Raw genomic sequence first — 21,078 nt, 5'->3', positions numbered from 1 at the left:
CTACTGGATCGTCTACCCGATTACGGCGGCCCCGACCACCCCTCGCGCGCCCGTTCAGCCCACGGTGACGGAGTACGTCTTGGTGTCGAGGCGCCCGGTGCCCTTGAAGACCTCGGTGCCGGACTCGATGCCGGAGACGTACTTGTCATCGCTGAGGAGGTTGCGCCGGACGAGGGCCTGGGTGAAGTCGTCGAGGTTCAGCGTCGCCTTCGTCGTACTGGCCTGGCGCACGAACGAGTACACGTTCCAGCCGATGTTCCCCCGGTAGATGTCCCACATCGCGCCGCCGAGGCTGACGCTGCCGTACTTGGTGCCGAGCGGGCCGGCGCCGCCCTGGCGGTTCAGCCAGATCATGATCTCGTCGGTGGGCTGGTCCTGCCAGTCCGCGGTGTTCTTGGTGTGCAGCCACAGGTCGTAGGCGACGTTCATCGTGCCGGGCTGCGCGGGGAGGGAGAACTCCCAGGTCGTGCGGACGGGCTTGCGGTCGCCGACGCGGATCGGCAGGCCCGTCTTCGCCTTGTCGACCTTCCAGCCCCAGTGCCAGCCGAGGACGGTCGAGGCGTACGACTTGACGTCGCTGTCGGTGCCCTTGCTGTTGTTGGCCCAGGAGTAGCTGGTCCCCCAGGAGATGGTGGAGCCGTTGACGGAGTTGTCCCAGACGCACTGGGAGCCGGTGGCCTTGTCCTGCCCCCAGAGGTTGTTGTTCACGTAGTACTTGCCGAGCGTCACGGTGTCGAAGGCCGCGCACTTCCTGCCCGGCTCGCCGGCCTGCGCGACGGAGACACCCGCGACGGCGGCCAGCACGACGGAGGCCGCGGCGAACGTCCTCGCCTTCTTCGACAGACGGGGGCGACGGTGCTGCATGGGGGTCCTTCCCGGGGGGGGCTTTCGCGTACGACCGGGTAGTGGCCGCCCGGCGCGGAATGGTTGCCGCCGATTTCCCGGACGGCTCGCAATCGAAGCGCTTCGACAACCTATGGACACCCCGCCCGCACTGAAGCTAATGTCAAACCACCCTCACACTCGCCCGTGTCCGCAGCGCCCACTGTCGAAGCGCTTCACAAAGCTTGGAGAGCCGGATGGTCACCCTCGCCGAGGTCGCCCAGCACGCCGGAGTCTCGGCGAGCACGGTGAGTTATGTCCTCAGCGGCAAGCGGTCGATCTCGACGACGACCCGGCGCCGGGTCGAGCAGAGCATCCAGGAGCTGGGCTACCACCCCAACGCGGGCGCGCGGGCCCTGGCGAGCAGCCGTTCGAACATCATCGCCCTGATGGTCCCGCTGCGCACCGACATGTATATGCCGGTGATGATGGAGATCTGCATGGCGGTGGCGACGACGGCGCGCGGGTACGGCTACGACATCCTGCTGCTGACCGGCGAGGAGGGCCCGGACGCGGTCCGCCGGGTCAGCGGCAGCGGGCTCGCCGAGGGCATGATCCTGATGGACGTCCAGCTCGACGACGAGCGGCTGCCGCTGCTGCGCTCCACGCCCCGCCCGTCGGTCCTGATCGGGCTGCCGGCCGAGACGTCCGGGCTGACCTGCGTCGACCTCGACTGGTCGGCGACGGGCGCGCTGTGCGTGGAGCACCTCGCCGGGCTCGGCCACCGCGACATCGCTGTCATCGGCGAGGCGCCCGCGGTGTACGAGCGGCACACCGGTTTCGCGGTCCGCACCCTGGACGGACTGCGGTCCCGGGCAAGGGAGTTGGGGGTGCGCGCGCTGCACCGCCCGTGCGCGGGCGGGTACGACGCGCTGGCCTCGACGCTGGCCCGGATCTTCGACGAACGGCCGGCCACGACGGGGTTCGTGGTGCAGAACGAGTCGGCGGTGGAGCCGCTGCTGTCCCTGCTGCGCCAGCAGGGGCGGGCGGTCCCCGAGGACGTGTCGGTGGTGGCGATCTGCCCGGACCAGGTGGCCGTGCAGGCGCCGGTGCGGCTGACGTCGGTGGCCATCCCGGCGCACGAGATGGGGCGGCGGGCGATGGAGCGGCTCGTCGCCAAGCTGGAGGGGCGGCGGGAGGACGAAGTCTCGCTGATCGCCCCGGAGTTGACGGTGCGGGCGAGTTCGGGTCCGGCCGCCGGCTGAAGATTTTCCTTGTCCGGCTGAGGTTGCCGCCGGCCGGCTGAAGCCGTCGCCGGCGGTTCGCCATGTTTCTGATCAGGAGCACGCCACATGAATCTGCCCGCCGAAGCGCAGCCCAAGGTCAGCCTGGCCCAGTCCTCCCCCACCGTCGGCACGTTCCGTGAACGCGACGGCGCGCTGGAGTGGAGCGGGCGGCAGGAGACCGTCCGGATCGAGCCGTGGGGTCCGGACGCGGTCCGCGTCAGGGCGCGGCTCGGGGGGCCGGTCCTGGAGGAGCTGCCGGGGGCGCTGCTGGCGGCTCCCGTCGTGCCGTCGTCCGTGAAGTTGGCTGATGGCACAGGGCAGTTGACGGTCGGCGCGCTGACCGTGGAGGTGTCCGGCGAGGGTCTGGTCCGCTTCCTGTCCACGGCGAGCGGCGAGGAGATCCTGGCGGAGGAGCGCGCGCACTTCTGGTGGCCGGGCTCGCGGCTGTACACGGCCGTGGGCAACGGCTACCACCGCCTGGAGCAGCGGTTCGCCGCGTACGACGACGAGCGGCTGTACGGGCTCGGGCAGCACCAGCACGGGCGGTTCGACCAGAAGGGGCTGGTCCTCGACCTGGTGCAGCGCAACGCCGAGGTGAACATCCCGGTGCTGACGTCCAGCCGGGGCTACACCCTGCTGTGGAACAACCCGGCGGTCGGGCGGGTGGAGCTGGCGGCGAACGGGACGCGCTGGGTCGCCGACTCGGCGCGGCAGATCGACTACTGGATCACGGCGGGCACCCCGGCCGACGGGCAGCGCCGGTACAGCGCGGCGACGGGCCGTACGCCGATGCTGCCGGAGTGGGCGGCGGGGTTCTGGCAGTGCAAGCTGCGCTACCGGACGCAGGAGGAACTGCTGGGCGTGGCACGGGAGTACAGGCGGCGGGGGCTGCCGCTGTCGGCGATCGTGTGCGACTTCTTCCACTGGACGCACCTCGGCGAGTGGAAGTTCGACCCGGCGGAGTGGCCCGACCCGGCCGCGATGGTGCGTGAACTCGCCGAGATGGGCGTCAAGTTGGTCGTCTCGGTGTGGCCGTCGGTGTCGCCGCTGAGCGAGAACCACCCGGTGATGGAGCAGCGCGGCTACTTCATCGGCACGCAGTACGGTCCGATGGCGCACGCGGACTGGCCGGACAAGGGGGTCGCGTCGACCGTGCAGGTCGCCTTCTACGACGCGACGAACCCCGAGGCGCGGGAGTTCGTGTGGTCGAAGGTCAGGGACAACTACCTTGCCCCGTACGGGATCACGGCGTTCTGGCTGGACGCGTGCGAGCCTGAGCTGAAGCCGGGGTTCTCCGAGAACCTGCGGTACTGGGCGGGTCCTGGACTTGAGGTCGGGAACCTGTATCCGGCGGAGAACGCGCGGGCGTTCGCGGAGGGGCTGCGGGCGGAGGGCGAGGAGGTCATCACCCTCAACCGGTCGGCGTGGGCGGGCAGTCAGCGGCACGGCGCGGCGCTGTGGTCGGGGGACATCGGCACCGACTTCCCGACGCTGCGCCGGCAGCTCGCGGCCGGCCTCAACACCGCGCTGTCCGGCATCCCTTGGTGGAACACGGACATCGGCGGCTTCCACGGCGGCGACCCGGACGACCCCGCGTACCGCGAAGTCATGGTCCGCTGGATGCAGTTCGGGGCGCTGTCCCCGCTGATGCGGCTGCACGGCTTCCGCGACCCGGGCATGGCGCTGGGCCCGGACATGACCGGCGGCCCCAACGAGGTGTGGTCGTACGGCGAGGAGGCGGGCGCGCTGCTCGCGGAGTCCCTGCGGCTGCGGGAGCGGCTGCGGCCGTACGTCCTGGACGTCATGCGGGAGGCGCACGAGGAGGGGCTGCCGCCGATGCGTCCGCTGTTCCTGGAGTTCCCGGACGATCCCGCGGCCTGGCCGGTGGACGACGCGTATCTGTTCGGGCGGGATCTGCTGGTGGCGCCGGTGCTGGAGGCGGGGGCGCGGGAGCGGACCGTGTATCTGCCGGCGGGGGCGGAGTGGACGGACGCGTGGACGGGGGTGTCGTACGAGGGGGGTGCGGCGGTGACCGTGGCGGCGCCGCTGGAGCGGATTCCGTTGTTCCTGCGGGATGGGGCGGAGTTGCCGGTACGGGGTTTCGGCTCGTGAGATGACTTGTGGGCGGCCCCTGTCGGAGGGGCCGCCCGTTGGGTCATTCGGTGCCGCAGACCGACGGGAGGGCGCGGGCGAGGGCCTCGGTGTGGAGGCGGTCCAGCGCGCGGTCGTGGACGACCTGGACGGCGGCCAGGCCGAGTTCGGGGCGGCACAGGGGGGTGGCGCGGTCCGCGGCGGTGTCGGCGAGGGACTGGACCAGCGCGGTGTTGATGCGGTTGATCTCGACGCGGATCACGCTGAGGTCGGGGCGGGTCGTGGGGGCCTGGTCGGGGTGGTCGGTCCAGCGCTGGAAGAGGGCGCGCTGGACGAACTTGTTGGCCTCGATCTGGTCGCGGAAGACCGCGCGGACGGCGTCGGGGTCGGCGCCGAGCGCGGTGGCCTGGGCGGCGACGGTGTCGAGGACCTGCTGCTCGCGGGCGGGGTCGTCGATGGGGCTGGTGGTGCCGAACTTGGCGGCGGCGACGAGGTCGGCGGTGGCCAGCCGCTGGGCGGCGAGGTCGGCGAGGTCGGCGAGGTCGGCGAGATCGTGCAGCGGGTTCGTGACGGCGTACGCGGCGCTGTGGGGGGCGGCCGTCGCGGAGATGGCCGGGGCCGCGACCGCGGTGCCCGTCGCCCCGAGGACGACGGCCGCGGTCGCGGCGACGGCGGTGAGGACACGGCGGGTGGGGGAGGTCTTGTGCATACCCCCATCAAACCCCATCCGCACCACCTTCAGGTCAACTGCTGCTGACGGTCAGGTTGTTGGCGGCAAAGTCCAGACCACCGGAGGAGCTGGTGATCTCGAACCCGAACTGCACGTCACCGATGGTGACGTTGCCGAACCAGCCCTTGGTGTCCTTGATCCACTTGAGGATGGGCAGGACATCGACCGAGCCGGAGGTGGAGTTGGAGGTCCTGACGAACGAGAACACCTCGTTGGAGCCGTTGGTGCCCTTGTAGACGGTCCATGTGTGCCCGCCCAGCGTGAGGTTGCCCTGCGAGGTGCCGAGCGGCCCGACGGCACCCGTCTTGTTCATCCAGAGCATGATCTCGTACTTGTAGCCGGTGTCCCAGATGTCGTACGACGTGTTGTACGCGCCGGACGACGGGACGGTCACGTTGTAGTTGCTGGTGAGCGAACCGAGCGAGGTGATCGACTTGTTGACCACCTTCTTGGAGTTGGGGTACGACTTGATGCCGCCGGTGTTGGGGTGGTTGGCGTTGACGCCCCAACTGGTGCCGGAATTGGCCCAGATGCACTGGCTGCCGGCGCCGGAGCCCCAGATGTTGTTGTAGAGGGTGTAGCCGTTCAGGGTCGTGTTGCCCCACTGGTCGCAGGAGCTCCAGACGGCCGCCGACGCCGGAGCGGCGGCGAGTCCGACGGTGGCGCCGAGCGCCAGTGCGGGGGCGAGCAGTGCTTTGGCGACTCGCGCGAGTGTTGCGTTGGCCATGGTGTCCCTTCCATGGGTGGGGGGAAGTGCCTTGTTTTCGCAGGGAGTTACCACGCCCCCAGGTCGAGGTCGTGGTCTTCTCCGGCGACGAGGTCGAGCGACCTCGCCCCGGTGGAAGTCCGCAGCTCCACACGGAGCGTGCGCGTGGGCCGTACGACCGCGCGGGCGCCGGCGGCGTCCCAGGCGAGGTCGACGGTGGCGCCGAACCGGGTCCGCACGCCCCGGAGTTCGCCTTCGCCGAGGGCCGCGCCCGGCGCCGGGAGGAGGACCAGCCGGCCGGGGGTCGACTGGACCAGCGCCTCGATCAGCACGGTCGGCAGGGTGTGCGCGGCGTCCGCGTTGTAGACATGCCGGCGCGGGTAGTGCGCGCTCATCAGGGAGGCGTGGAAGAAGTCGCCCTCCAGGACGGCGGCGAGGGCGTGTTCCACCCGTCGCGGGTCGCGGAGCCGGGCCGCGATCAGGGCGTGGTGGAGGTGTCCGTGCGCGGAGTCGTTCTCGGCGCCGCGCAGTTGGAGCGCCCGGTGGGCGGCCTCGGCGAGGGCCGGGGTGTCGTACGGGGTGATCTCGTCCAGCGGCCAGACGGCGTACAGGTGGCTCAAGTGGCGGTGGTCGTAGGTGTCTTGGAGGTCCGGCCGGGCCCATTCGGCCAGGGCGCCCTCGGGGTTGACGCGGTGGGGCGGGAGGCGGTCGGCGAGGGCTGTCCAGCGAGCGGCTTTTGCGGGATGGTACGCGGCGGCCGTGAGGAGCGCGTGGCGGGCGGCCGAGAGGTCCATGGCGGCGTTGAGCGCGCCCCAACTGCCGTTCGCCGGGCGGTTCTCGGGCGAGTAGGAGGGGACGATGACAAGGGTGCCGTTCTCCGTGCGGGTCAGGAAGTCCTCGTAGAACTCGGCGAGTTCGGCGAGCGCGGCGGCGGTGCGGGGGTCCTGTTCGCCTCTTGTCTCGTCGTGGTCGACGAGGGGTTTGAGGAGCCAGTCGGCGCCGGCGGTCCAGAGGTGGAGGGGGTATTCGCGGCTGAAGTGGAAGGAGTGTCCTGACGCGCCGTCGGTGTGGGCGGGGGTCTGGATGCCGCGGGCGCCGAAGATGGCGCGGGCGTTGGCGCGCCAGTCGTCCAGCTGACGCTCAATCAAGTTTCTTAGTGCTTCGGTGACTTCGGGTAGGTCCGCGCTCGCCGCCGACGACGTCTGGAGGTTGAGGTTGGCGTCGAGGGTGAAGGCGCCGGCCCAGGCGGTGTCCCAGTCGCCGGTCCACAGGCCGGTCAGGCGGGGCGGGAGGGCGCCGCTGGCGGAGAGGAGGTGGTAGCGGCCGGCGGCGAAGAGGCGTTCCAGGAGGGCGGGGCTCTTGGGGTGGGTCAGCAACTCCGAGCCGGGGAGGGCGCGTTGGGCGGGGTCGGCGTGGAGGTCGAGGGTGACGCGGGAGTAGGGGGTGCGGTGGAGGGGGAGGTGGCGGGTGAGGAGGGTGTCGTAGGAAGCGGGGGTTTCCAGGGTTGCTTCGGGGGCCGGGGTTTTCTCGGGGGCGTTGTCGTGTCTGCGGACTTGGGTGAGGAGGAGGACCTCCTGGGCGTTCTCGACGTGGAGGCCGCCGGTCGGGGTGGGGGTGAGGGTGCCGCCGGTGACCGTGACGGTGGTGGTGCCGGTGAAGGTCTTCGCGCTGTCCGGGTAGCGGGCGGTGAGGGTGAGGGTGGCGGTGGTGCCCGCTTCGGCGAGCGACGCGCTTGTCTCCACGGCCAGTTGGTCGGGTGCCCCGGCCAGGCGGTGGTCCAGGGAGAGGTCCGCGGTGAGGTCCGGCGCGGTCACGTGCTGCACGATCACGTCGTCGGCGCGGGAGACGAAGACGCGGCTCGTCCAGTCGGCGTCGAGCGCGGTGGTGACGCCGGTCGTGAAGTCGACGGTGCGGCGGTAGCGGGGCGAGGGGGTGATGTCCCCGGCGCGCTCGATCCGGGTCTGGAAGGCCGGGTGGAACGGCTGGACCCACAGGAGGGGGCGGTGGTCGGTGAACTCCTCGGCGGCCGTGAGGTCCCCGGCGAGCAACCGGTCCTGGAGCTCGGGGAGTTGCGCGGCGAGTTCGGGGGCGCGGGCCGTCTCGGTGCCGTTGGGGCGGACCAGGGTGTGGTGGGTGACGACGACGCGGTCGTCACCGGGGTCGCCGTACACGAGGGCGCCGTGGCTGCCGTTGCCGGTGAGGAAGCCGTCCTCCCAGCGGGCGGCCGGGGTCTGCTCCCACGTGCCGTGCACGGGGCCGATGCCGGTCATGGCTTGAGTACCGCCACTCCGTAGCGGGCGAGGGTGAGTTCGCCGGTGATGGGTGTGCCGGTGAGCAAGTCCCGTGCCGGGTGGGGCACTTGGACGGTCACGGGGTCGCGGCCGTGGTTGAGGAGGAACAGCAGCTCGCCCCGGCGGACGGCTTCGACGCCGTCGGGGAGCCCGTCGAGCACCGGGCGGACGCCCGCCTCGGCGGCGACGCGGGCCAACAGGGCGCGCAGGGCGGGGGGTTCGGGGAGGGTGGAGACGTACCAGGCGCGGTCGCGGTGGAGGACGGCGGGCAGGCCGTCCAACTCGCCGCCCTTGTAAGGGATGTGCTCGGCGCGGCCGTCGGGTTCGAGCTCCTCCGACCAGAGGGTGCCCTGGAATCCGTCGCAGCCGGCGGTCTCGCCGTCCTCCAGCGGCCACCACTCGTGGAGGGTGCGGATGCCGAAGAGGTCGCGCAGGCGGGCGTCCATGCCGCCGGGGCGGACGCGGTCGTCCTGGTCGGCGACGCCGGTGAAGAAGCCGCAGACGAGGGTGCCGCCCTGGCGGACGTACGCGAGGAGGTTGTCCACGGCCGTGTCGGTGAGGAGGTAGAGCTGGGGGGCGACGACCAGCTTGTAGGCGGTCAGGTCGTGTTCGGGGTGGGCGAAGTCGGTCGTGAGGTTTTCCTGCCAGAGGGCGCGGTGCCAGGCGTGGAGGAGGTCGGGGAGGTCGACGCGGGCGGAGGGGCGGGCGTCCTGGGCGCCGGCCCACCAGGAGTGCCAGTCGTGGAGGACGGCGATCTCCGCTTTGTGAGGGTGCGTCAAGTGCTCGGCGATGAGCGGGAGTTCGCCGCCGATCTGGCGTACCTCCTGATAGGTCCGCCCCTGCTCCCCCGCGTGGCTGACCATGCCGGAGTGGAACTTCTCGGCGCCCTGGCGGGACTGGCGCCACTGGAAGTAGCAGACGGCGCCGGCGCCCCGGGCGACGGCCTGGAGGGACCAGAGGCGGTTCAGGCCACGGGGTTTGGGGTGGTTCACGCCCCGCCAGTTGACCGGTCCCGCGGCCTGTTCCATCAGCATCCAGGGGCCTTTGGCCTGCGAACGGGTCAAGTCCTGGACGAGCGCCGCGTGTTGGGCGCCGAGGGGGTCGCGCGGGTCGGGATAGAGGTCGACGGAGACGACGTCCTCCTCCGCCGCCCAGCGCCAGGCGTCCTGGCCGCTCCACAGGGGCATGAAGTTGGTGGTCACCGGGATGTGCGGGGTGTGCCGGGCGACGATGTCGCGTTCGGCGCGGTAGCACTCCAGGAGGGCGTCGGAGGTGAAGCGCCTGAAGTCCAGTACCTGGGTGGGGTTCTTGAGGTAGTGCGGGGTGCGCGGCGGCAGGATGCCGTCCCAGGCGTCGTACTCCTGGCTCCAGAACGCCGTGCCCCAGGCGGAGTTGAGGGCGTCGAGGGTGCCGTAGCGCTCGCGCAGCCAGATCCGGAAGGCGGCGGCTGCTTCGTCGCCGTGGTCGAAGGTGCAGTACTCGTTGTTGATGTGCCACATCAGCAGGGCCGGGTGGCCGCCGTAACGGGCCGCGAGGTCTTCGGTGATGGCGGCGGCGTAGCGGCGGTAGGTGGCGCTGGAGTGGGAGAAGTGCTGGCGCCCGCCCCACCATTCGGTGCGGCCGTCCTCGGTGCGGGGCAGGGTGTCGGGGTGGAGGCGGCCGAGCCAGGGCGGGGGCGAGGAGGTGGGGGTGGCGAGGACGACGCCGATGCCGTGGTCGTGCATCAGGTCCATCAGCCTGTCGAGCCAGCCGAAGTCCCGCTCCCCCGGCCGCGGTTCGAGCCTGGACCAGGAAAAGACGCCCAGCGTCACGGAGTTGACGCCGGCCTCGCGCATGAGGCGTACGTCCTCCCGCCAGGTCTCCTCCGGCCACTGTTCGGGGTTGTAGTCGCCGCCGAAGAGGATGCGGCCCCGGGTGGCGTCGTTCAGGTCGGGCATCAGATGGGCTCCCCGTACTGGATGCCTCGCCCGTTGGTGGCGAGGTAGACCCGGCCGTATACGCGCGGGTCGCCTGTGATGGTCTCGCCGGTCCAACCCCATTGGTGGCGTTCGTCGTTGATGCGGGTCCAGGTCTTCGCCCCGTCGTCGGAGCGGTGGACGGCCGGGCCGCTCCCGACGGCGCCGACGAGGTAGAGCGCCGGATAGCGGGCGCCGGAAGCGGCCTTGCCGAAGCCGAGGGTGTACGCGGCGCGGCAGCCGGCGACCTCGGTGAAGGTGCCGCCGCCGTCGGTGGAGCGGAAGAGGCCGTTCTCCTTGGCGCTCAGCCACAGGTCGCCGGTGCGGCCCGGGGCTGCGGTCAGCTTGAACTGGCTGTCCCCTGCGGGCAGTTCACTCGCGCGGGCGGTGAAGGTGCGCCCGCTGTCGGTGCTGGCGAACAGCGTGCCCGTGTCGGGGTCGTAGGCGTAGAGGCGGGCCGGGTCGACGGGGTCGGCGACCGGGGTGGCGCCCTTGGGGAAGCCGGGGATCTCGGTCCAGGTCGCGCCGCCGTCCGCCGAGCGGTGGGCGGGGTACTTGGTGCCGTCCCAGTGCACGAACGACCAAATCACCACGCTGCCGTCGGAGTTGACGGCGATCGGCCCCGGCGCGTCCTTGGCGATCGCGGGCTGCGCCGCGAAGGGCGCCCAACTCCGGCCGCCGTCAAGGGAGTACGCCCCGTTGCCGGTGTCCCCCCAGCCGCTGCGCACCACGTACGACGGCCGGGCCGCCGCCTGCGCGAGGCCTGTCGCCGATGAGAACACCGGGTTCGTGGCCATCCCGCGCGACGGGGACGACGTCAGCCGCTCGTGGTACATGACGCCGATGTCCCGTGACCCGCTGAGCAGATGGGCCTCGCCGGCCGGGGGTGACAGCAGCTGGACGACCGACGCCTCCTCCAACCCCCTGACGCGCGGCGCCCAATGGGTCAGGTCCCGTGTCCCGTACAGCGTCGCGCCGGTCCCGTACACGACGTTGCGCCCGTCGTGCGGATCGACCGCCAGCGCCTGGATCCACCACCCGAACTTCGGTTGCGTTCCTCCCCAGTTGAGGAACGGGGTCTCCGAGACGTCGAACACCGCCGTGTCCTTCAGGGAGGTCCAGCTGTGACCGCCGTCCGTGGTGCGGTACAGCGTGTCCACCGCCGACCAGCGGTTGTTGGTCGACACCGTCACCGTGCCGGGGCGGCGGGCGTCGACGGCCACACCGCCGTACGCGAAGGTGTCCGAGGCGGCCGGTCTCGCCGGGGTGACGTCCGTCCAAGTGCCGGTGGTGGTCGAGAGTTTGTGGACGCTGCCGTCCGACTGGCCGTTGGGTCCTGGGGTGTTGGCGTACGTCACGTACAACTCGCGGGTGTGGGAGTCGTACGCGGCTCTGATCGGGATCTTGGCGGCGGTGCCGGTGGGCTGGCCCGGGACCGGGGTCCAGGTGGTGCCGTCGGTCGTGCGGTACAGGTTGGGGGTGGTCGCCGTGCCGTCGCTGTCGCCCCAGCCGGCGTAGAGGGTGCGGCCGGCCGCGACGAGGAGGGTGATGCCCTGGCCGGTGGGGTTCGGGGTGGCCGGGAAGGTCGTCGCCGCGCTCCAAGTCGCGCCTCTGTCGGTCGACTTGAGGAGTCCGTCGTGGCGGGTGCCCAGCCAGAGGGTGTCGCTGTGGCGGGGGTCGACCAGCAGGCGTTCGCCCGTTCCTCTGCCGTCTTCGTTCGCGCCGAGTCTGACGGTCAGGTCGGTGCGGGTCCATGTCTCGCCCCGGTCCTCGGATCTGAGGATCGCGCCGTTTCCGGCCCAGGGTTGGGCGTAGGTGCCGAGGGCGAGGTAGAGGCGGCTGGGGTGGGCGGGGTCGACGGCTATCGCCTCGACGCCGAGGAGATTCCAGTCGTCCCAGCCGAGGTGGTCGGTCAACGGGGTCCAGCGGGCGGGGTGTTCGTCCCAGCGGTAGGCTCCGCCGATGTCTGTGCGGGCGTAGGCGAGGGATGTGGCGGTGGGGTGGAAGAGGACGCCGGTGATGAATCCGGTGCCGCCGATGGTCGCGTTGCGCCAGCGGTAGGGGGGTGAGGGGGAGGCCGGTTCGGGGTGGGGTGGGGGTTGGGGGGATCGGGCGTGGGCCGGGGTGAGGGGGAGGGTGGTGAGGGCTGCGGTGGCTGCGGTGGTGGTGAGGAGTGTGCGGCGGGTGGGGTGCATTGGGGGTCCTTGGGGGTGGGGTGTGCGGGTGCGGGTGCGGGTTGGCGGGGGTGGGGTGCGTGGTCCGGGGTTCGGGGGGCTGTCGCTTTGGGGGGTGTCGCTGGGCGGGGTTGGGGAGGGGCCGTCTGTCGGGGCTGGGGGGTGTCGCTTGCCCGCGCTTGCGGGGTGCTGCCTGTCGGGGCTGGGGGATGTCGCTTACCCGCGCTTGCGGGGTGCCGCCCGCTTGGGGAGGGAGCCGCCCTAGCGGTACGCATGCCCGCAGGCTGGGGAGGTTGGGCTGGCTGACACGGGCTGCGGATCCGTCGTCTGCCGGCTGCGGGGGGGCTCCTACCCGCCACTCCGGTTACCGCTCGTCTCCCAGTCAGACCTCCCGAACCTCTCGACCGACGCGACTGCACCTCCCCAGGGGCGCGGGGAACTGCGCGACCAGCCACACTCCACCCGCACCCGCCGACGCTCCAACACCCCCTCCCCAAAAGGCGCCCCCTACCCCTTGACCGCCCCCGTCAACATCCCCTTCTTGAAATGCTTCTGCACAAACGGCGAAAGCACAGCAACCGGCAGCAACGCCATCACCATCACCGCCATCTGAACAGCCAGCCCGGACAACTCCCCGGTCTTGATGGCCTGCCCCAACCCCACCGGCGCCTCCTGCTTCTGCACCAGCTGGATCATCACGTTCTGCAACGGCATCATGTCCTGATTGTTCAAGTACAACGACGCATTGAACCAGGCACTCCAATAACCCACCGCGTAGAACAAAGTAATGACAGCCAGCACCGCCCGCGACAACGGCATCACGATCTGCCAGAGAATCCGGAAATCCCCGGCCCCGTCGATCCGCGCACTGTCGATCAGCTCCTGCGAGATCCCCTGGAAAAACCCCCGCAGCACAAGAATGTTGAACACACTGACGGCGCTGGGGAGGATCAGAGCGAGATACGTGTCCGTCAGCCCCAGCGACTGCACCAGCAGATACGTAGGAATGAGCCCGGCGCTGAAGAACATCGTCGCCAGCAATACCATCAGCATCCACCGATGCCCGAGCGACCCACTCCGCGAAAGCCCGTACGCGCACAGAACGGAAACGCCCATCGAGAACAACGTACCGACAAGAGTGATCGCGACACTGATGACGACGGCCCGAGTGACCTGCCCCCCGCTGAGCAGTTCACGGTAGGCGATGAAAGTGATCCCCTTCGGCACCATGACGAGCCCGCCCGCTTTGTCGATGGTCTCGCGGGAGGAAAGACTGGTGACGAGGACGATCCACAGCGGGAAAAGGATCGTGAGGCAGGCGAGAGCGAGAACGAGCCCTTTCCCGGCGATACCCGCTTTGCTCGGCTCCTCCTCCCACCTGGGCCGGGGAGGTGCGGCCCACCGCCCGGGTCTCTTCGGCTGAACCGAAGCTTCCATTCCCCGCTTATCCAGAATCGCGCTCACTTCTTGTACACCCCCTGCTCGCCCATGAGATGGGCCACTTTGTTGGCGATGAGAACGAGCCCGAGGCTGACGACGCCTTTGACGAGCCCGGCGGCAGCGGCGTACCCGAAGTCCTGGTTGCGGACGCCGTTCCACCACACGAAGGTGTCGAGGACCTCGGAGGCGCCGGGCCCGACGGCGTCGCGCTGGAGGAGGATCTGTTCGAAGCCGACGGTCAGGGCGTCCCCGACGCGCAGGACCAGCAGCAGCGCGATGACGGGCCGCAGCGCGGGCAGCGTGACGTGCCACATGCGCCGCCACCGGCCGGCCCCGTCCATCGCGGCGGCCTCGTACAGATCGTGGTTGACGGAGGCGAGCGCGGCGAGGAAGACGATGATGCCCCAGCCGGCGTCCTTCCAGACGCTCTGCGCGGTGACCAGGAACTTGAAGGTGTCGGGGTCGGTCATGATGTCGATGCCGTCGTAGCCGTGGGCGCGCAGCAGCTGCGAGAGCAGGCCGGCGCCGCCGAAGAGCTGCTGGAACACGGCGATGACGAGGACCCAGGAGAAGAAGTGCGGCAGGTAGAGGATCGCCTGCGAGACGGCCCTGATCCGGGGCCTGACCACGCTGTTGATGAGCAGCGCGAGAAGGATCGGGATCGGGAAGTAGAGGATCAGCTGGAGGAAGAACAGCACGAGGGTGTTCTGTACGGCGGCCCAGAACGCGGAGTCCTCGAAGAGGCGTTGGAAGTTCTCCAGGCCGACCCAGGGGCTGTGGAGGATGGCGACGACGCCGTTGGAGCTGACGTAGGGGTCGTAGTTCTGGAAGGCGACGACGTTGCCGAGGATCGGGAGGTAGTTGAAGAGCAGGACCAGCGCGATCGCCGGCAGGGTCATGAGGATGAGGACGCGGTCGCGGCGGAAGCGCCGGCCCAGGCTCAACTTGCCTGCTGTGGAACGTTTTTTACGCGGGGGGCGGCGGCTGTGGGGGGCTGCCGGACGCTTCTCGTCGGCCTCGGCCCTGCTCCGAGGCACCGTGCTGTGGGACACGGCCGTTCTCCTCGCCTCGGGTCAGCTGCTCGCGGCGGCGTTGTCGTCGTGCAGCTTCTGGTACCAGCCGCGCAGTCCGTCGCCGCCCTTCTTCCTCCAGTCGGTGACCCACTGCTGCATGTCGCTGATCTTCTTGCGGCCCCGGACGATGTCGTCCTCCAACTGCTCCATGTCGTTGGAGAGGTTGGTGTACTGGGTGGGCTCGGTGATCTGCATGCCGTAGAAGGTGGACTTGCGGGTGAGGGCGCCCATGCGCTGCTGCCACTCGACGGCGCCGCGGCCGATGCCGGGGAAGTCGGGGCGGGCGATGGCCGGGGCGGGGCTCGCGATCATGACGTAGGCGTTGGCGACGTCGATGTTGCCCTGGTCGGTCTTGATGGGGACGCCGTCCTTGACCGTGTAATGCGTGCCGTCCACACCGTAGTTGGTGAGCATGTACTCCTTCGTCCCGTACGGGGCGGCGGTCACGTTGGCGACGGCGAGCGCGTCGCGGACGACGGACTCGGAGGCGCCCTTGTTGACGAAGGAGAAGATGTTGGCGGGGTTGGCGGCCCACAGCTTGGGGGCGCCCGCGCCGTGCCCGAAGATGTCCATGCCCCAGATCTGGAAGCCGGGGTTGTGGCCCTGCTGGATGGCCTGCTGGCCCCACCAGCTGGAGATGTCGTTGTTGTAGATGAGGAACTCCCCGGCGGCGAACTTGGTGCTGGGGTCGACGGCCTGGCTCTTGCCGAGCCGGGCGTCGGGGTGGACGACGCCGGCGGCGAACAACTTCCTTGTCCACTCCAGGGCTTCGAGGTATTCCTCGGTCTCGACGCGGTAGATCATCTTGCCGTCGGTGAGGTTCCAGCCGAGCGCCTTCTCGCTGCCGGAGAGGACCCCGAAGGCGTTGAACGCGGTCCACTTCATGTCACCGCACGCCCACCGCTTGGCCCGCGCGTTGGTGATCTCCTTGGCGAGGGCCATGAACTCGTCGGTGGAGGTGGGGACTTGGTACCCCTCCTTGTCGAAGAGGTCCTTGCGGTAGAAGGGGACGATGTTGGTGATGAACGGCGACGGCATGGGCAGTCCGCGCAACTTGCCGCCGAAGATGCCGCGTTGCCAGGCGTCGGTGGGGATCGCGGCGAGGTTCGGGTACTCCTTGACGGCGTCGCCGGACAAGTAGGGCCCCAGGTCGGCGAATTTGCCGATGATGGCGCTGGGGATCTTGCCGCCCATGTTCCAGCCGGGGATAACGACCATGTCCGGTACGTCACTTGAGGCGAGGACCGCGCCGAGCTTCTGGTCGTAGGTGTTGCCGTCCTGGTTCTGCCAGGCGACGTCGACGCCGATCAGGTCGTTCATCGCCTTGTAGTAGGCGTTGCCGTCCTTGGGCGGGGAGCCCCAGAACGGGGACATGACGGTGACCTTGCCGCCCTTGCCGAGCTTCTTCGGCACCGACGTCTTGAGGGTGGCGAGGTCGACCTTGCTGATGAAGCCGGCCGCGGAGCCGTTCTTCGAGGGGATGTCGGGGGTCACGACGTTGCTGGCCACGTACGCCGGGAGGATCTTCTTCGCGTTCTTGCCCGAGGTGGTGCCGGCGCCCGAGCCGCTGTCCGTGCCGCCGCAGGCGGCGAGCAGTGGCATGCCGCCCGCAACGGCGGCCGTGGCGACCGCCGTTGAGGCGAGGAAGCTTCTCCGGCTGGGTCCGGAGGAGGCGGAAGCGGCGTGAGGCGTCATTGCGTCAACCCTTCGTGGCGCACCAGGACACCCGGCGGTGGCCGTCGGCTGCGGTGTCGTGAGTGGAGCGGGCCCTTTATCGATGGAGTCGAAGCGCTTCGATGTGGTGTGAGGTTAAGTGACAGCATGGGGGCGCACAAGGGTCGATTCCAAGATTCCTCGGAGGTGTTCGAGGATGCGCAGCGCCTCGTACGCCGCTTGACATCGCGGCGGAGCGGCGCAGTTGGCGGCGGGCGGCGTCTTGACATCCGAGGGGACGTCGAACGAGCATCGAAGCGCTTCGAAAGTGCCGCGCAGCCGCCCGCAAGGTCCACCGCAAAGGGAACTCCACGTGACCTCATCCACGCCCCCCGTGCCGCCTTTCCGCGATCCGCAGCTCCCGTTCGCGAAGCGCGTCGACGATCTGCTCCAGCGGCTGACGCCGGACGAGAGAATCGCTTTTCTGCACCAGTTCGCGCCCGCCGTGGAACGGCTCGGGATCGCCGCGTTCCGCACCGGCCAGGAGGCCCTGCACGGCGTCGCCTGGATGGGCCGCGCGAGCGTGTTCCCGCAGGCGGTGGGGCTGGCCGCGACCTGGAACACCGCACTCGTGCGCCGCGTCGGCGAGGCCGTCTCGAAGGAGGCGCGGGTGATGGCCGCCGACGACGCGAAGGTCGGCCTCAACGTGTGGGCGCCGGTGGTGAATCTGCTGCGCCATCCGCTGTGGGGCCGTAACGAGGAGGGCTACTCCGAGGACCCGAGGCTGACGTCGGCGATCGCGACCGCGTACACGCACGGGCTGCGCGGCGACCACCCCACGTACTGGCGGACGGCGCCCGTCCTCAAGCACTGGCTGGCGCACAACAACGAGACGGGCAGGGACGTCACTTCGTCGTCCGTGCGCCCGCGCGTCCTCAACGAGTACGACCTGCGCGCCTTCCGCGAGACGGTCGAGGCGGGCGCGGTGGCCGGGGTGATGCCGGCCTACAACCTGGTCAACGGCCGCCCCAATCACGTCTCCCCGTATCTGCGGGAGCACCTGCGGACGTGGACGCAGGAGGAGCTGTTCGTCTGCTCGGACGCGGGCGCGCCCTCCAACTTGGTTGATTCGGAAGCCTACTTCGGGACGCACGAGGAGGCGACGGCGGCGTCCGTACGGGCCGGTGTGGACAGTTTCACCGACCACGGCACGGACTCCTCGAAGATCGTGCAGCGGCTCAAGGGGGCTTTGTCCGCAGGGCTGTTGACGCAGGACGACATCGACACGGCCGTCCGCCGGCAGCTCTCGGTGCGGTTCCGGCTCGGGGAGTTCGACCCCCGGTACGACCCGCACGCGGGCGTGCGGGACTTCGACACCCCGCCGCACCGCGAGCTGGCGCGGGAGGCGGCGGAGCAGGCGGTCGTCCTGCTGCGCAACGACGGGGTGCTGCCGCTGCCGGCCGGCACCCGGCTCGCGGTGGTCGGGCTGCTCGCCGACGAGTGCAAACTCGACTGGTACAGCGGCTCGTTGCTGCACCGCTCGACCCCGCTGGAGGGCCTGTACGAGCGTTTCGGCGCCGGCCAGGTGGAGTTCGCGGAGGGCGTCGACCGCGTCCTGCTGCGCACCTCTTCGGGAACTCACCTGCATGTGACGGCGGTTGAGCTGGACGACGCCCAGGACGCCGAAGCGGCCCTGGATCCGGCCCTGTTGAAGGGGCGGACGGATCTGCCGCCGCTGACGGTGTCGGCGGCGGGCACCGAACTGGCCCTGGTGGACTGGGGACATGGGGTGCTGACCCTGCGCGCGTCCGACGGCCGCTATCTGTCGGTCGCCGAGGACGGGTACGTCCGCGCCTCGGCCGGGCAGCCCGGCGGCTGGGTCGTGCAGGAGACGTTCCGTCTCGAACCCCATCCGGGCGGTCACCTCCTGCGGCATCTGGGCACGGGCCGTCATGTCACGGTCGCCGCCGACGGGGTGAAGGTTGCCGAGGCGGATCCGGAAGTCTTCGAACTCGTGGTGGTGGAGCGCGGCGAGGAGGCGGTGGCCCGGGTCGCGGCGCACGCGGACGTGGTCCTGGTCGTCGCGGGCAACGATCCGCACATCAACGGCCGTGAGACAGAAGACCGTTCGACGCTGGCCCTCCCCCCGCACCAGCAGCGCCTGCTGACGGCGGCCCGCACGGCGAACGCGCGCACGGTCCTCGCGCTGACGTCGTCGTACCCCTACACGGTCGAACCCGGCCCGCTGGGCGCGGTGTTGTGGACCGCGCACGGCGGCCAGGCGGCCGGGACCGCGCTCGCCCGCGTCCTCGCCGGCGACGTCTCCCCCGCCGGCCGGCTCCCGCAGACCTGGTACGAGTCCGACGCGGACCTGCCCGACCTCCTCGACTACGACGTCATCGGCAGCCGCCAGACCTACCTCTACTTCGAGGGCCGCCCGCTCTACCCCTTCGGCCACGGACTGTCCTACGCGGCCTTCTCCTACACGGACTTGAGGACGGAGGTCACCGAGGACACCCTGACGGTGACGTTCACGCTCACCAACACGGGCGAGGTCACCGCCGACGAGGTCCCCCAGCTGTACGCCCGCGCGGCCGACCCCTCGGTCCCCCGCCCCCGCCGTGAACTCCTCGCCCACGCCCGCGTGACCCTAGCCCCCGGCGAACGCCGCGAACTCCTCCTCCAAGTCCCTTTGAGCGCGCTGGAGTTCTGGGACGTGACCCGCCCGGGCTGGCGCCTGGAACCGGGCCCGTACGACCTCCTCCTGGGCGCGTCGAGCGAGGACGTCCGGCTGCGGACGACGCTGAAGCTGGACGGCGAGCCGGCCGCGCCGCGCGCCGTCGCCCAACTCAGGCTGTCCGTCGCCGACTTCGACGAGCAGAGCGGCGCGGAGCTGGTCGACCGGGCGAAGGAGTCGGGGGACGCGGTGACGCCGGGCTCCTCCGGAGCGGCCGAACTCGTCTACCGGGCCTGCGACTTCGGCGCGGGGACGGCCGGGGTGTCGGTCACGGTGGCGGGCGAGGGGGAGGTGGAGCTGTCCCTGGACGGGGACAGGCCGCTCGCCGCGCTGCGTTTGGTGACGCCGACGGAGGACGTCTATACGTACGTCTCGCTGGAGGCGCCGTTCGCCGCGTCCGGGGTGCATGAGCTGCGGGTGCGGCTGCGGGGGGCGGTGCGGGTCGCGCACGTGGGGTTCACCGGGTGAGGGTGCGCGCCGGAGGGTGCCGGCTCCCCTCCGGCTACTCCCCCGTCGCCTTCAGCGCCAGCCACAGCTCCATGCGGACGTCCGGGTCGTCCAGGGAGCGGCCGAGGATCTCCTCGACGCGGCGCATGCGGTAGCGCAGGGTGTGGCGGTGGACGCCGAGGTCGGCGGCGGCGGCGTCCCACTGGCCGTGGCGGGAGAGCCAGGCGCGCAGGGAGGCGACGAGGTCGCCCCGGCCGGTCGCGTCGTGCTCGCGCAGGGCGCGCAGGAGGCCGTCGGAGAAGGCTCTGACGGCGTCGTCGGCGAGCAGGGGCAGGACCGAGCCGGCCGCCAGGTGCTCGTGCTCGGCGAGGGCGCGGCCCCGGCGGCGGGCGACGGAGAGGGCCTGGCGGGCCTGCTGGTGGGCGGTCGCGGCGGTCGCGGGCCCGGCCGGCCCCGACAGTCCGACGATCAGTTCGTGGCCGTCCTGGGGGCGTTCGGAGTCGAGCGCCTGGGCCTGGGCGACGGCTTCGGCGAGGACCGTGCCGCCGTCGGCCGCGAGGACGAGGAGGCCGTCGTCCTCGGGGACGACCAGGACCGGCTCTCCCGCGCGCGCGGCGGCGCTCTCCAGGGCTTCGGCGAACTTCTCCAGTTTCTCGGCGGCCCGCTCGCGCGCGGGTGCGCCGGGTTCGGCGGCGAGGACGCGGAAGGGGGCGTCCAGGAGGCCGTCGTAGAGGTCGGCGGCGACCTCGCGCGCGTGCGCGGGTTCGTTCGCCAGGAGCATGCGCAGGACGGCCTTGCCGACGCGCTGTTCGGCGGCGTGCAGGGAGCGGGAGCGTTCGGTGGTGAGGGTCAGCAGGGCGATCGCGGAGTGGACGGCGTAGCGGGCGGCGGTGCCGGGGGCGGCGGCGGTGCCGACGGCGAGGGCGGCCCGCGCGCGGCGGCCGGTGCCCAGGGAGTGCAGTTCGACGCGGTCGTCGCCGTCGGGTCCGTCGACGACCGCGGAGGCGGGCGCGGGGCGTTCGCGCAGCCGCTCGACGTCGGCGGTGAGGCGGGCGGCGCGGCGGCCGGCCCAGTCGGGCGCGGCGGCCACCACGGCGCCCGAGGCGTCGTACAGGGCGGCCCAGCCGTCGACCTGGGCCGCGAGGGCGCTCAGGAGGCCTTCAGGGCCCGTGGCGAGGGCCTGGCGGGTCAGCTCGCGCTGGGCGGCGAATCCGTCGGTGACCGCGCGGTACTGGTCGGCGGCGATGGCGGCGGAGACGGCCTTGCTGATCGCGAGGAAGGGGGTGCGGCGGGGGACCTCCAGGAGGGGGAAGTCCTCCGCGTCGGCGGCGTCGAGGAGGGCCTGGGGGATGTCCTCGTAGTTGACGCCGACGGCGAACCCCAGGCCGACGACTCCGGCGGCGGCGAGGCGGCGTACGTAGCGGCGCATCTCGGCCGGGTTGTCCGTGTCCAGCTTCAGCGCGGTGACCAGGAGGAGTTCGCCGCCCTCCAGGTAGGGCACGGGGTCGGGGAGTTCGCTGACGTGCGCCCAGCGCACCGGGACGCCGAGCCGGTCCCCGCCCGCGCGCACGACGAGTTTCAGCGCGGAGTGGTGGACGAGGGAGGCGAGGGTCGGTGGCATGGCGCCTTCAGGTCGGTGGGCCGGTGGTGGGCCCAGGGGCCTGTGCCGATTC

At 70.9% G+C, this 21,078-nt stretch carries 13 protein-coding genes; 3 read left to right on the top strand and 10 right to left on the bottom strand.

What is annotated here, in order from left to right; genetic code table 11:
- Positions 1–54: 54 nt before the first annotated feature.
- Positions 55–864 (bottom strand): GH12 family glycosyl hydrolase domain-containing protein, encoded by an 810-nt coding sequence (locus ACYUD3_RS34725; protein WP_470979141.1) that lies wholly within the window; start codon positions 862–864, stop codon positions 55–57.
- Between the two features lie 215 nt (positions 865–1,079).
- Here ACYUD3_RS34725 and ACYUD3_RS34720 point away from each other — a divergent pair, with 215 nt between their 5' ends.
- Together ACYUD3_RS34720 and ACYUD3_RS34715 are read left to right on the top strand one after the other, a co-directional pair.
- Positions 1,080–2,087 (top strand): LacI family DNA-binding transcriptional regulator, encoded by a 1,008-nt coding sequence (locus tag ACYUD3_RS34720; RefSeq protein WP_470979138.1) that lies wholly within the window; start codon positions 1,080–1,082, stop codon positions 2,085–2,087.
- 87 nt (positions 2,088–2,174) lie between these two features.
- Positions 2,175–4,220 (top strand): glycoside hydrolase family 31 protein, encoded by a 2,046-nt coding sequence (locus ACYUD3_RS34715; RefSeq protein ID WP_470979135.1) that lies wholly within the window; start codon positions 2,175–2,177, stop codon positions 4,218–4,220.
- 43 nt (positions 4,221–4,263) lie between these two features.
- On the opposite strand, the gene ACYUD3_RS34710 is transcribed toward ACYUD3_RS34715, so the two are convergent.
- From ACYUD3_RS34710 to ACYUD3_RS34675, 8 genes are all read right to left on the bottom strand, one after another.
- Positions 4,264–4,908, bottom strand: a complete 645-nt coding sequence (locus ACYUD3_RS34710; RefSeq protein ID WP_470979132.1) for a chorismate mutase — start codon at positions 4,906–4,908, stop codon at positions 4,264–4,266.
- 34 nt (positions 4,909–4,942) lie between these two features.
- Complete coding sequence (locus tag ACYUD3_RS34705) at positions 4,943–5,656, bottom strand: glycoside hydrolase family 12 protein (RefSeq protein WP_470979129.1); 714 nt, start codon at positions 5,654–5,656, stop codon at positions 4,943–4,945.
- Between the two features lie 47 nt (positions 5,657–5,703).
- Positions 5,704–7,905, bottom strand: coding sequence for a glycosyl hydrolase family 95 catalytic domain-containing protein (locus ACYUD3_RS34700; protein WP_470979127.1), 2,202 nt, complete (start codon positions 7,903–7,905; stop codon positions 5,704–5,706).
- On the bottom strand, positions 7,902–9,863 hold the full coding sequence (locus ACYUD3_RS34695) for a beta-galactosidase (RefSeq protein ID WP_470979124.1): 1,962 nt from the start codon (positions 9,861–9,863) through the stop codon (positions 7,902–7,904). Before ACYUD3_RS34695 ends, ACYUD3_RS34700 begins: the two co-directional genes overlap by 4 nt.
- Positions 9,863–12,076 carry a WD40/YVTN/BNR-like repeat-containing protein gene (locus ACYUD3_RS34690; protein WP_470979121.1) on the bottom strand — a complete coding sequence of 738 codons (2,214 nt, stop codon included), beginning with the start codon at positions 12,074–12,076 and terminating at the stop codon, positions 9,863–9,865. Before ACYUD3_RS34690 ends, ACYUD3_RS34695 begins: the two co-directional genes overlap by 1 nt.
- Before the next feature lie 486 nt (positions 12,077–12,562).
- A complete protein-coding gene (locus ACYUD3_RS34685; RefSeq protein ID WP_470979239.1) occupies positions 12,563–13,492 on the bottom strand; it encodes a carbohydrate ABC transporter permease in 930 nt (309 codons plus the stop codon).
- A 23-nt stretch (positions 13,493–13,515) separates the two neighbouring features.
- On the bottom strand, positions 13,516–14,547 hold the full coding sequence (locus tag ACYUD3_RS34680) for an ABC transporter permease (protein ID WP_470979117.1): 1,032 nt from the start codon (positions 14,545–14,547) through the stop codon (positions 13,516–13,518).
- 21 nt (positions 14,548–14,568) lie between these two features.
- Positions 14,569–16,263, bottom strand: a complete 1,695-nt coding sequence (locus tag ACYUD3_RS34675; protein ID WP_470979114.1) for an extracellular solute-binding protein — start codon at positions 16,261–16,263, stop codon at positions 14,569–14,571.
- A 331-nt stretch (positions 16,264–16,594) separates the two neighbouring features.
- Between ACYUD3_RS34675 and ACYUD3_RS34670 the strand changes: the two genes are divergently transcribed.
- On the top strand, positions 16,595–19,426 hold the full coding sequence (locus ACYUD3_RS34670) for a glycoside hydrolase family 3 C-terminal domain-containing protein (protein ID WP_470979112.1): 2,832 nt from the start codon (positions 16,595–16,597) through the stop codon (positions 19,424–19,426).
- A 34-nt stretch (positions 19,427–19,460) separates the two neighbouring features.
- Here ACYUD3_RS34670 and ACYUD3_RS34665 read toward each other — a convergent pair whose 3' ends face one another.
- Positions 19,461–21,026, bottom strand: a complete 1,566-nt coding sequence (locus ACYUD3_RS34665) for a PucR family transcriptional regulator (RefSeq protein ID WP_470979110.1) — start codon at positions 21,024–21,026, stop codon at positions 19,461–19,463.
- Positions 21,027–21,078: the final 52 nt, after the last annotated feature.

Source organism: Streptomyces sp. AMJ-169 (assembly GCF_055597585.1).
This window is presented reverse-complemented; position numbering and strand designations above follow the sequence as displayed.

What these genes read in the sequence shown, in the direction of transcription:
- ACYUD3_RS34720 (WP_470979138.1), top strand. Translation starts at nt 1,080, where the DNA reads ATGGTCACCCTCGCCGAGGTCGCCCAGCACGCCGGAGTCTCGGCGAGC.
- ACYUD3_RS34725 (WP_470979141.1), bottom strand. Translation starts at nt 864, where the DNA reads ATGCAGCACCGTCGCCCCCGTCTGTCGAAGAAGGCGAGGACGTTCGCC.
- ACYUD3_RS34700 (WP_470979127.1), bottom strand. Translation starts at nt 7,905, where the DNA reads ATGACCGGCATCGGCCCCGTGCACGGCACGTGGGAGCAGACCCCGGCC.
- ACYUD3_RS34675 (WP_470979114.1), bottom strand. Translation starts at nt 16,263, where the DNA reads ATGACGCCTCACGCCGCTTCCGCCTCCTCCGGACCCAGCCGGAGAAGC.
- ACYUD3_RS34715 (WP_470979135.1), top strand. Translation starts at nt 2,175, where the DNA reads ATGAATCTGCCCGCCGAAGCGCAGCCCAAGGTCAGCCTGGCCCAGTCC.
- ACYUD3_RS34690 (WP_470979121.1), bottom strand. Translation starts at nt 12,076, where the DNA reads ATGCACCCCACCCGCCGCACACTCCTCACCACCACCGCAGCCACCGCA.
- ACYUD3_RS34665 (WP_470979110.1), bottom strand. Translation starts at nt 21,026, where the DNA reads ATGCCACCGACCCTCGCCTCCCTCGTCCACCACTCCGCGCTGAAACTC.
- ACYUD3_RS34710 (WP_470979132.1), bottom strand. Translation starts at nt 4,908, where the DNA reads ATGCACAAGACCTCCCCCACCCGCCGTGTCCTCACCGCCGTCGCCGCG.
- ACYUD3_RS34705 (WP_470979129.1), bottom strand. Translation starts at nt 5,656, where the DNA reads ATGGCCAACGCAACACTCGCGCGAGTCGCCAAAGCACTGCTCGCCCCC.
- ACYUD3_RS34685 (WP_470979239.1), bottom strand. Translation starts at nt 13,492, where the DNA reads ATGGAAGCTTCGGTTCAGCCGAAGAGACCCGGGCGGTGGGCCGCACCT.
- ACYUD3_RS34695 (WP_470979124.1), bottom strand. Translation starts at nt 9,863, where the DNA reads ATGCCCGACCTGAACGACGCCACCCGGGGCCGCATCCTCTTCGGCGGC.